This is a genomic window from Kitasatospora sp. NPDC023118 (assembly GCF_055560875.1).
Genome location: NZ_JBVHHW010000042.1, coordinates 46,920 through 56,849, shown reverse-complemented (window position 1 = coordinate 56,849; position 9,930 = coordinate 46,920). Strand labels below are relative to the sequence as shown.

Below are 9,930 nucleotides of genomic sequence, written 5' to 3'. Positions count from 1 at the left end.
GGGCTTCGCTCGGCCGAACATGCTGCGCTTGAGCGCCTTGAGGTCGTTGACGCGGCCCTCGACTGGACCGGAGGACCAGTCGGTGCTCATGCCGTAGACGACGGCGTCGAGATCGGAGAGCAGTCCAGTGGCGAAGCCGGCCAGGCCACATAGTTCGTCCGCGCAGACGTCGGCGATCCAGTGCCCCAGCTGGTCTCCTTCGCGGTTGGACATGATGCTGGCGAAGGTGCGGACGTGGGTTGCGGCGGCCGTGAGTTCGGGTGAGCGGGCCAGCAGGGTCTTGAGCTGTTGCTGGTCGTCCTCACGTAGGTGGCCGTCCTGTCATCCGTTTCCGGCCGGTGGGGCGTCATGAGGGCATGAAGCGCGAATCGATGCGCCCGGGGGGTTCCGGATCCGACCCGTTCGACGAGTTCGTCGCGGCGCGGTACCAGGCCCTCCTTCGGGGGGCGTACCTGATCACCGGGGATGTTCACGATGCCCGGGACCTGTTGCACGACGCCCTGGCACGGGTGTACCCGAAGCGGTCGGCGATCCGGGAGCCCGGGGCGGCCGAGGGGTACGTCCGCAGGACGATGGTCCGCACCCACGTCTCACGGTGGCGCCGGACCAGACGCGAGGTGCTGACGTCCGCCCTGCCGGACCGGCCGGCGGCCCAGGAGGCCGAGCGGGACGGGCAGTTGGCAGCGGCACTGGCCGGGCTGCCGCGGCGGCAGCGGGCGGCGGTGGTGCTGCGGTACTACCTGGACCTCTCCGTCGCCCAGGTGGCGGTGGAGCTGGGGTGTTCGGTGACCACGGCGAAGACCCACCTGGCGCGGGGCATCAAGGCGCTTCGACAGGAACTGGAACCGGCGAGGGAGTTGGTGGGTCGTGAGCGCTGAGGACGAGTTCGAGGGGGAGCTGGCCGTCCGGCTCGGGGCGCGTGCGGCGGGGATCGGTGGGAGCCCGCCGCTGGCCGAGCTGCGCGAGGCGGGGCGCCGGCGGGCCCGGCGGCAGCGGGTGCTGCGAGGAGTGGTGGCGGTGGCGGTGCTGGCGATCGGCGCGGGGGCGCTGACGCAGCTGGGCGGCGGGGGGAGCGCGGGTCCGGGCACCGGGCCGGCGGCGCTTCCGGTCGTGAAGCCGACCGCGACGCCGACCGGGAAGGGAGTGCAGTCGCGGGGGGCGGAGACCGATGAGCGGGTGAAGAGCGTCCTGAGCTGCCAGAGCGGGCCGTCCTCTGCACCGGCGTCGGATCAGCAGCGCAGGGCGGATCTGGTGACGGCGGGCCAGGCGGTCGAGCGGATGGCGCGGCAGGAGTACGGGGACCACTACTTCGCGACCTGCCTGGACACGGCCGCGGGCACGCTGGTCGTGATGCGCAACCCGGCTCCGACGGGCCTGGATGCCGCCGTGTCGCGAGTCGTGGCCGAGTGGCCCGCGGTGAAGTTGCGGTTCGTCGCCGCGCCCTCGTATCCAGCGCTGCTGACGCTCGCCAAGGAGATCCGCGCGGAGGCCGGGGACTGGGCGGCGACGAAGGACGTGCTCATCGCCTGGGTGGAGATCGCTCTGGACGGCAAGGGGGTGATCGTCCACACCCCGCAGGCGGAGACCGCCCGGGCGGAGATCGTCCGGCAGTACGGGAACCTGGTCTCGGTCGGATACTGAAACGGCGAGGGGCCGGTGGTCAGGGGGAGCACCGGCCCCGACGCGTGTCCGGGCGGCGGTCAGCCGGTGTTGCGCAGGCCGGCGGCGATGCCGTTGACGGTGAGCAGCAGCGCGCGGGCGCGCAGCGGGTTCTCGTGGCGGCCGGCCGCGACCTCCTCGCGCTGGCGGCGCAGCAGTGCGGCCTGGAGGTAGGAGATCGGGTCGAGGTAGGCGTCGCGGACGGTGAAGGTCTGCTTCAGCACCGGGTTGTGCTCCAGCAGTTCGCTCTCGCCGGTGAGCCGGAGCACCTCGCGCAGGGTGAGCTCGTGCTCGGCGACGATCTGGTCGAAGACGTGGTGCAGCTCGGTGGGCACCAGGGGTCGGGAATGTGCTGATGAGCTGACGGTTGAGCAGGTCGAGTCATGGTCCGAGGGCATAGCCGGGTTTCATGCCCGGTTCGCCCAAAGGCCAGGAGCCTCCGTGTGGCGGCTTTCGCGCCGGGTACCCGTCGACGACGTGCCGGGGCAGGGGTGTTCACGTTGTCTCGGGTGGGTCGGTGGGGAGAAGGCGGTGGAGGGCGTGACGGAGAGCTGCGAGAAGGGTGGCGGTGGTGAGGAAGGCGAGGACGACGCCAGTGTTGCGCAGGAGGAAGTAGGAGATCACCTGCACCCAGAGGCCGGGCGGGGCGAGCAGGTGGTACGAGGCTGGGGGGAGCGTGGCCGTCCAGGGGAGGACTGCCAGAGCGATGCCAGTGGCGCGCAGGCGGTCGGGCCGCCGGGCGCCGAGGTGGAGGAGCATGGCGAGGCTCATGACGGCGGCGGGCCAGGCGACGGTTGCGTCGAGCAGGTTCACTTCGGTGCGCGAGAAGGGAGCGATGGTGGGGCCTTCAGTCCGGAAGGGCGGGCGGCCCTTGGGTTCAAACAGAGGACGGTCGGATCACGAGAGCCTTCGGAACTGCGCATCGCAGCCCGCTGGATGACGCTGTCCCGGACATCGAGCGGTTGGTCGACGCCCGCACCGGCAGCGAGTACTGCCGGGCCCCCTCAAGGCCCGGGCCGACGTGGAGCTGCAGCACGCTCACCACGGCGACCCGGCCGGCGTCGAGATGGCCGACCGGGCTGTATGGGCACTGGCGTGGTGGGTTCGCCTCCTGTTACGAGGACCCACCGCTGAACGCGGGCCGCACCGGCCTCCGCACCACAGTTCCTCGTCCGCCTCGACCGTCTCCGGCTCGTCCGGCTCCGGACAGGCCCGTGTGAGGACCCCGGGCGGCGCTGTCGGCCGCCCGGGGTGGGATGGCGAGGGTGGGTTACTTGTCGTACAGGGTCCAGACCTGGTTGGCCGCCGTGCTGGCGGCCGGCACCAGCGTCACGGCCGTGTCGCTTCCGTTGCCCTGGAGGACCTCGGCGGGGTGCTTCGCACTGGCGATGGTGGTCGCCGGCTGGCCGAAATCGACGACCCAGCGCTGTGCGAGATTGGTGCCGTCGCAGGTCTGCTGTTTCACGGCGGAGCCCACGCCGGCGTCCTGGAGGCAGGTGCCGTAGGTGGTGCTGCTGATGGTGTAGATGCCGGTGCCCGTGAAGGTGGTGCCGACCTGCGTGAAGGTCCATACCTGGAAGTTCATGCTGGAGTCGCGGGTCCACACCTGCTGTCCGTAGTAGGCGTCGAGGTTGGTGTTGTCGGCGTAGTTCTGGACGGACTTGGTGATCGCGGTGCTGGCGTGCGCCGGGGCGGCGAACAGCGTCATGCCGGCCAGCGCGCTGGCCACGGCGGCGAGGGACGCCGCCTTACGTCCGATGGTCATGACTGCACTCCTGTTCAACTCTCAGGGAGAGTGGTCGATTGACTACGATGACTGCGTGTCCCCGGGCCAGATCGCCGACCAGCTGGTGCTGGCCATCGAATAGGTCCCGGAGTCCTAGTCCAGACACCCGCCGCAAAGTACGTCGCGGGTGCCGGACCGTTCACCTCGGAGTAGCGCAGGGCGATCACCGCCTTCCTGCCCATGTCCAGCTTCACCGGAGCGGGGCTGCCCTTGCCGGCCCCATGGGCCCGCGACCCCTTGTCCATGCGGATGTGGGGGCCGGAGTTGACGGCGACGAGCTGGGCGGTCACTGGGTCCATCGTGCTGGCGTCCAGGTCGACGCGGCGGGTGAGTGTCCATTTCAGGCCCTGCGTACGGCACTTGCTGACCTGGTCCCGAGCCGGCGAGCCGCCCGGGACCGCAGATGCCGCGGCCTGGGTGCCGGCGAGGCCCCGGCGGTCCGGCTCACGACCGGTGGGGCCCTACCGTCCTTCGGCGCACTGGCCGTGGAGCTGGAACTGCAGGCCGTCAGGCCGAGCCCGGCCAGCAGCGCGGATATGGAAACAGTCACCAGAAAGCGCGAGCGCACGGATCCCCCCGGATTGTTCAGGACAGCCCATGGGCAACCTCTGCCCAGCCGGACGTGTGCATGACAGCGGAAAGCTGACTACCCGGCGTGAACCGCCATGCGAGAAGCCTAGCTAACCAATCGACATATCTCAATCATCAATCTAAGATCGTCATATGGCAGACCGTCACCTCCAGGAGCCGACCCGGCTCGTACTCACCGCACTGGCCGACGCCCCCCGGCACGGCTACGCGATCCTCCAGGAAGTCCAGGCCATCTCCGGCGGCCGGACCAAGCTGCTCACCGGCACCCTCTACACCGCCCTGGACCGCCTCCTCCAGCAAGGGCTCATCCAGGTCGACCACGAGGAGATCGTCGCCGGAAAGCTGCGCCGCTCCTTCGCCCTCACCGACCACGGCCGTGACGTCCTCACCGCGGAAACGCAGCGCCTACGCACGGGCCTGGCCGAAGCAGAACGTCGGCTCAAGCTCGGCCGGCCCCAGCCGAACGGAGGAACGGCATGACCACCCCTCCCCCGACCGAGCCCGCGAACATTGCGCTGCCCGTACGGCGCCCTCTCGCGGCCAGGCTCCCGCTGCTCGGTCTCTACCCCGCCAAATACCGTGCCGCGCACGGCGAGGAGATCGCCGCCGTCTTCGCCGAAACCGTTCAGGACACAGGGCCCGGTACCGCCCTGCGCGAGTGGACCGCGCTCGCCGCACACGCCCTGCGGCTGCGCACCCGGCTCAGCTCCACCGACCCCCTCGGCCGGATCGCGGCCGGCGCCGCGCCGTTCATCCTCGCCAGCGCGGCGGGCCTGAGCATGGTCCGCTTATTGACGGGACTCTTCCTGCTCGACCACTTCGAGTCGGAAGACTGGGGGCTCCCCGTCTCCTTCCGGGCCCTGATGGTGGCGCAGGCCTGCCCCTGGGTCCTCGCCCTGCTCTGCGCCTCCCTCGGTCGGTGGACGCCGGCCCGGCTCCTGGTCCTGCTGGGAATCCTCGGGCGGATCGGCTCCGAGCTGGCGTCCACACACTCTCCCCGGTGGGCCTTTGCCCTCTTTCTCCTCCTGCTGCTGCCGGCTGGGCTCGTGTCCGGCACGCTGCTGCTGATCACCCCGCCCGATGCCATCGACCTCTCTGCGCGCGGCCGCGGCAGGCTCGTGCTCGCCTTTCTCGCCCTTGCGGTCCCGATGAGCGCCCTCGCCGTCTGCTGGCCCCGGCCCGACCCGATCGACATCTTCTTCGGCCCCACGGGCATCTCGCCCGTCGTCCAGAACCTGCTCGATGCATGCGCCGCCTGGCCCGTCGCCGTGATGAGCCTGGCCCTGCTTCTCCACCTCGGCGCCCCCCGGCCCGACCGCCTGCACGCCGCGGGCATCGCGGTGGCAGTCCTCCCCTGGACGGCCATGCTCGCCCCGCCCTACTACTTGGTGCCCTCGCAAAACTCCCATGACCTCCTGCGCAACGCCGGCGTCGTCCTCGCCTTCCTCGCCACCGCCACCCTCCTGGCCCACCTCCGTCACACCCTTCGTCGCTCCCGCCCCACCGACCCACCCACGACGACGTGAACACCTGAGCCTCAGTGGCTTTGTTCATGAGAACGGACAGCAGATGTTCACCACTTCGGGAGGCACCAGAGCGCGTTGAGGATTCGAACGGTGATGCTTCACGCCGTGGCGGTGCTCGGCTCAACAGGGATGAATAAACATGTTGGCCGGTCCACCTCGAAGCTGCGACGATGCTCTGCTGCTTCTCTGGCGGAGGACCTGAACTCCCTCATGGAGCGATGGATACAGACCTGCCGCCGAGAGCTACTGGACCGCACTCTGATCTGGAACGAGCGGCATCTACTCCACGCCCTGCGCGAGTTCGAGAAGTTCTACAACGAGCACCGGCCGCACCAGGGCATCGCGAACGCCCGACCCCTCTGCGCCCTTCCCGAGCCGATCGACAACCCGGAGCGAATCGCTCGCCTCGACATACGCCGAACCGACCGACTCGGCGGCCTCCTCCACGAATACCGACATGCAGCCTGATCAGCCTGGATGAGGTTCTCGGCAAGGGCAAGGCCGGTGAAACGTCCGGCGGGGGTGCGGTGCAGCCAGCCCCGGTCCGCCAGGCGCCGGAGCTTGTCGCGGACCGGCTCGACCTGCCCAGGTCCGGTTCCCCTGCCGAGCTCGACGCTGACGTCCTTGGCCGGAACCGGCTCCGACACCGCGGTCACGATTCTCGTGATCGCCTGGTAGTCCGCGGGCAGTACGCTCGCGTCCATGGCGTCCTCGCGGTGCGGGACCAGCAGCATCCTGCCCGCCCCCGGCGAGGCCGTGACCCGCTCGAACTCCTCGGCCATGGCCGGGTCGTCGGCTTTCCCGGCCCGCCGGGCGTCGGTGAACTGCCCGAACACCACCTCCGCGGCCTCCAGCCGGGCGACTTCGGCGTCGATCCCGGCGAGCTCCTTGCGCAGCCGCTCCGCCCGGTCGGACAACACCACCCGCCGCTGCATCACCCACACCAGCACATCCACCAGCAACCCCTCCCGGTACCTCCCACGGAGCCTACGAGCCGGGCACGACCGCCACCGCGATTCCCGTGAACCGGCCACACGACAGACAGATGATCACCTGCTAACGATCACGCCCCCGACCGGCACGAGCACCCCAGCCCCGCCCCACGCCAGCCCCGTGACCTGCAACTTCAGGATGAAAACTTCTCATTGGCGCAGCGCCGGACGTCGTTCACGCCGGCGATCTTGCGCCTCTCGCTCTTGGCGTTGAAGTTGATCGTGTTGTGGACGACGATCGGGTTCTTCATCGTCATGGAGCCGTAGGTGACGTCCTGGTGCCAGTCCCAGCCGCCATTTCCGTCGGGTGTCTAGGTCTCGGTGAGCCCGGGGGGGCAGTTGGCGACGGGCATGGTCACGATACGAATAACCCCCCTGTCCACCGGCGCCCCGGCCCGCCATCATGATCAACCGTGTCCACCTACCCCGAGCCGCCCGCCGCGGCGTCCGCCGACAGGCCTGTCCACGGTTCGCCGTGCCCGCGCTGCGTCGCCCCCCTGACCGACGACCCACGCTTCCACGTCTGGTGCCCGGCCTGCGACTGGAACCTCGTGCCCGGCGAGGACGCCGCCCCCGGGCCCACCCGCACCCGGCGCGAGCGGGCCGCGGCCGCCCGCACCGACCGGCTCTACGAGGAGCAGGCCGCCGGGGGCGACTCCCCCACCGCCCGCCGGGACTGGCTGCTGGCCTCCGCCGCGGCCGGGGTGATCCACCTCGTCACCGTCGGCACCTTCGCCCTGGCGCTCTGGCTGCTGATCACCGGGACCGTCGTGCAGCGCTGCGTCGGCGCGGTGGTGCTGGTGATCGCGGTGACCCTGCGGCCCCGGCTCGGCCGGCTGCCGAAGGACGCGGGCGTGCTCGACCGTGCCGGGGCGCCGGCCCTGTACGGTCTGGCCGACCGGGTGGCCGCCGAGGTCGGCGCCCGCCCGGTGGACGTCATCCAGGTCACCGACGAGTTCAACGCCTCGTACAGGCTGGTCGGGCTGCGCCGCCGGTCGGTGCTGCGGCTCGGCCTGCCGCTCTGGGAGGTACTGGACGACCGGGAGCGGACAGCCCTGCTCGGCCACGAGTTCGGCCACCGGGTCAACGGCGACCGCCGGCGCTCGTTCTGGCTGTACAGCGCCGTCTCGGCGCTCTGGGCCTGGTATGACATGGCCCGCCCGGGCCACGACGGGTCGGTCGTGGGCCGGGACGAGGTCTCGGTGCTGGTGCGGCTCGGCGCGGTGTTCGGCCGGCTGGTGCTGCGGGGCGTCGCCTGGGTGCTGTACCGGGGGCTGGTGCTGTTCGACCGGCTCACTTCCCGGGCCGGCCAGCAGGCCGAGTACCACTCGGACGTGCTCGCCGTCCGGGTAGCGGGCGGCGAGGCGGCCCGGGGCATGCTCGCTGCGCTGCTGCTGCCCGGCTCGGTGGACACCGCGATCCACCGGATCCGGGCCGAGGAGCGCGGACGGCCCCGGATCGGCCGCGCCCGGAGCCGCCGGACCGAGGACGCGCCCGCACCGCCCGCGCCGGACCTGCTCTGGGAGCGGGTGCGCGAGCACCTCGCCTCCGTCCCCGCCATCGAGCGGGAGCGCCTGCTGCGGCTCAGTGCCCGTGACCGGTCCGCCGTGGACGGCTCCCACCCACCGACCCACCTGCGGATCGCCCTGGCCGCCCGCGCCGGGGACGGGGACGCCGCCGTCACCGTCACCGCCGCCGAAAGCGCCTCGATCACCACCGAGCTGGCACCGCACCGCGCCCGGATCGCTGCCGAGCTGCTGGCCGGCTGACGCCGCCGGCCGGCGGTGCCGGCCGCGGGTCCGGGGCGGTGCGCCTCGGGGTTCCGTACGGGGTTCGGCAGGGGGTTCGGCACGCAGTTCCGTACAGGGGCCGGTACAGCCACCGCCGCCCCGCCGTCCGGACGCCCCTCTGCCCACCTCAGGGCCGGTGAGTTTCCAACCTCACCACCCGGACTTACCTCTCCGGGGCCCTGCTGCCGGGGTTGGTGGGGTGTGGGCGGTGGCTGGTCGGGCGCGGTTCGGTGTCCGGGCGCTGCGCTGCGCCCTCTCTTCCTCGCGTCCGGCTGGTGCCGGTCGCGCGTGGTGGTGGGGGCTCTACAGCGCCGCTACCGGCCTCACCTGGCCGTGCGTCAAGGCGTCGCCTGACGTCGGGGTGGTGTCGCTCACCGCCCCGGCGCGCCCTTGGCCATCCGGGCCGGGATTCGCCCCGGAACCCCGACCGCGCGGCCCCAGCCGCGACACCGCGCCCCATCTCGTGCTTCCAGAGCCCCGCCACCAGCCCGGCCACAACGGCACGCCAGCCGGACACTCACCCCATCACCACACCGCCCCGGACGTCATACCGATGACATTCCCGCTGGTCACCGCACTGCGGCCCCCAAATCGCCGCCCCAGAACACCGCAGCCGCCCCGATGACCCGTCTCATCGAAGTTTGACGAGTCTCAGCGAAGTTTGACTGTCGTGGGTTTGTCTCAGCGAAGTTTGACCGGGGATGAGTAGAGCTGGTGTCCCGTCCGGGTGCACCTGGCCTTGTCCGGCTCAAGTTGTCCAGATTCGCCGATCCGTCCGGCTCTAGATGACTGATTCCAATGGATAGTGTCCCGTCTCGCTGAGCTTGGATGAGTCTCACTGATCCGGGCTGGGCGGCCTCGGTTCTCAGGTCTGGTGGCTGCCGTCGAGAGTGCTGTCACTCTCTGGGGTGACTTCCGTCCCGTTCTGGGTGGCTTGTCTCACGGAATCCGTGATGGTCGTGCTCATGGGTGGGCCACGAGCGTTGAAGGGCGGCGCTCCGCCGCAGGTGTCGGATTTCGGTCTGGCCTGGCTGGAGCACGGAGTCGAGGTACGGAAGCCTCTGGACCATGCGGCCGAGGTGGCCTTCGAGAAGGCGACTCCGGTTCGGGACTTCCCGTCGTACCGAGGGCAGCGGCACTTTCCCGGGCTGTACTGGGCGGCAACGACCGGGCGGCATGTCGGGTTCGAGTCGTGGTTGGAGCGCGATCACGCGATCCTCTTGGACTTCGATCCGCAGGTCGTGGGGTTCGCTTCACAGCCGTTCTGGTTGTTCTGGCGTGATGAGGCGTCGGGCCGTGGCCGCTCGCACGTGCCGGACTACTTCGCACGGGCGGACAACGGGACGGGCCTGGTGCTGGACTGCCGTCCGAAGGATCGTGTCGATGCCCGGTCCGCCGCATCGTTCGCCGCGATGCGCCTCGCGTGTTCACAACTGGGCTGGGCCTACCGGCTGGCCGGCTGCGGTCGAGGACCTGCTGACGCGGGCCGGGTCCGGACCCGACAGGCGGGTCGCCGCACGAACCCGGGCCGCGTCCGCGGTCCCCGTCCGCCCGGCCGCCGAGCCTCCCCGGGATGAGGTCGAAGA

10 protein-coding genes and 3 pseudogenes are annotated in these 9,930 nt (G+C 70.8%); 7 read left to right on the top strand and 6 right to left on the bottom strand.

Translation table 11 applies throughout. The annotated features are described in order from the left end of the window. Positions 1–300 (bottom strand): annotated as a pseudogene (locus tag ACZ3UD_RS34370) (ISL3 family transposase); the annotation flags it as partial. A gap of 56 nt (positions 301–356) precedes the next feature. Here ACZ3UD_RS34370 and ACZ3UD_RS34365 point away from each other — a divergent pair. Both ACZ3UD_RS34365 and ACZ3UD_RS34360 read left to right on the top strand, forming a co-directional pair. After that, the gene (locus ACZ3UD_RS34365; protein WP_465596852.1) at positions 357–878 is read left to right on the top strand and encodes a SigE family RNA polymerase sigma factor; all 522 of its coding nucleotides are present in this window, start codon (positions 357–359) and stop codon (positions 876–878) included. Continuing rightward, complete coding sequence (locus ACZ3UD_RS34360; protein ID WP_465596849.1) at positions 868–1,641, top strand: hypothetical protein; 774 nt, start codon at positions 868–870, stop codon at positions 1,639–1,641. Before ACZ3UD_RS34365 ends, ACZ3UD_RS34360 begins: the two co-directional genes overlap by 11 nt. A gap of 59 nt (positions 1,642–1,700) precedes the next feature. On the opposite strand, the pseudogene ACZ3UD_RS34355 reads toward ACZ3UD_RS34360, so the two are convergent. The 3 genes and pseudogenes from ACZ3UD_RS34355 to ACZ3UD_RS34345 all read right to left on the bottom strand — a co-directional run. After that, a pseudogene (locus ACZ3UD_RS34355) lies at positions 1,701–1,997 on the bottom strand (phosphoenolpyruvate carboxylase); the annotation flags it as partial. A 157-nt stretch (positions 1,998–2,154) separates the two neighbouring features. After that, entirely contained in the window at positions 2,155–2,472 is a 318-nt protein-coding gene (locus ACZ3UD_RS34350) for a hypothetical protein (protein ID WP_465596846.1), read from the bottom strand. A gap of 457 nt (positions 2,473–2,929) precedes the next feature. Further along, positions 2,930–3,424, bottom strand: a complete 495-nt coding sequence (locus ACZ3UD_RS34345; RefSeq protein ID WP_465596843.1) for a ricin-type beta-trefoil lectin domain protein — start codon at positions 3,422–3,424, stop codon at positions 2,930–2,932. A gap of 744 nt (positions 3,425–4,168) precedes the next feature. Between ACZ3UD_RS34345 and ACZ3UD_RS34340 the strand changes: the two genes are divergently transcribed. The 3 genes and pseudogenes from ACZ3UD_RS34340 to ACZ3UD_RS34330 form a co-directional block, all read left to right on the top strand. Continuing rightward, positions 4,169–4,516, top strand: coding sequence for a PadR family transcriptional regulator (locus ACZ3UD_RS34340; RefSeq protein WP_465596840.1), 348 nt, complete (start codon positions 4,169–4,171; stop codon positions 4,514–4,516). Further along, positions 4,513–5,562: a hypothetical protein gene (locus ACZ3UD_RS34335; protein WP_465596837.1), complete on the top strand. Its 1,050-nt coding sequence runs from the start codon at positions 4,513–4,515 to the stop codon at positions 5,560–5,562. The genes ACZ3UD_RS34340 and ACZ3UD_RS34335 overlap by 4 nt, the downstream gene beginning before the upstream one ends. Positions 5,563–5,655: 93 nt before the next feature. After that, positions 5,656–5,859 (top strand): annotated as a pseudogene (locus ACZ3UD_RS34330) (hypothetical protein); the annotation flags it as partial. Positions 5,860–5,873: 14 nt separating this feature from the next. On the opposite strand, the gene ACZ3UD_RS34325 reads toward ACZ3UD_RS34330, so the two are convergent. Then, positions 5,874–6,518: a hypothetical protein gene (locus ACZ3UD_RS34325; RefSeq protein ID WP_465596861.1), complete on the bottom strand. Its 645-nt coding sequence runs from the start codon at positions 6,516–6,518 to the stop codon at positions 5,874–5,876. A 170-nt stretch (positions 6,519–6,688) separates the two neighbouring features. Then, positions 6,689–6,811 (bottom strand): hypothetical protein, encoded by a 123-nt coding sequence (locus tag ACZ3UD_RS34320; protein WP_465596834.1) that lies wholly within the window; start codon positions 6,809–6,811, stop codon positions 6,689–6,691. A 156-nt stretch (positions 6,812–6,967) separates the two neighbouring features. Here ACZ3UD_RS34320 and ACZ3UD_RS34315 point away from each other — a divergent pair, with 156 nt between their 5' ends. Next, positions 6,968–8,323, top strand: a complete 1,356-nt coding sequence (locus ACZ3UD_RS34315) for a M48 family metallopeptidase (RefSeq protein WP_465596831.1) — start codon at positions 6,968–6,970, stop codon at positions 8,321–8,323. Between the two features lie 974 nt (positions 8,324–9,297). Next, on the top strand, positions 9,298–9,921 hold the full coding sequence (locus tag ACZ3UD_RS34310; RefSeq protein ID WP_465596828.1) for a TnsA-like heteromeric transposase endonuclease subunit: 624 nt from the start codon (positions 9,298–9,300) through the stop codon (positions 9,919–9,921). Positions 9,922–9,930 lie beyond the last annotated feature (9 nt).

Excerpts from the sequence above, each read along its gene's own strand:
- ACZ3UD_RS34340 (WP_465596840.1), top strand. The coding sequence starts at position 4,169 with ATGGCAGACCGTCACCTCCAGGAGCCGACCCGGCTCGTACTCACCGCA.
- ACZ3UD_RS34345 (WP_465596843.1), bottom strand. The coding sequence starts at position 3,424 with ATGACCATCGGACGTAAGGCGGCGTCCCTCGCCGCCGTGGCCAGCGCG.
- ACZ3UD_RS34335 (WP_465596837.1), top strand. The coding sequence starts at position 4,513 with ATGACCACCCCTCCCCCGACCGAGCCCGCGAACATTGCGCTGCCCGTA.
- ACZ3UD_RS34310 (WP_465596828.1), top strand. The coding sequence starts at position 9,298 with ATGGTCGTGCTCATGGGTGGGCCACGAGCGTTGAAGGGCGGCGCTCCG.
- ACZ3UD_RS34365 (WP_465596852.1), top strand. The coding sequence starts at position 357 with ATGAAGCGCGAATCGATGCGCCCGGGGGGTTCCGGATCCGACCCGTTC.
- ACZ3UD_RS34320 (WP_465596834.1), bottom strand. The coding sequence starts at position 6,811 with ATGACGATGAAGAACCCGATCGTCGTCCACAACACGATCAACTTCAAC.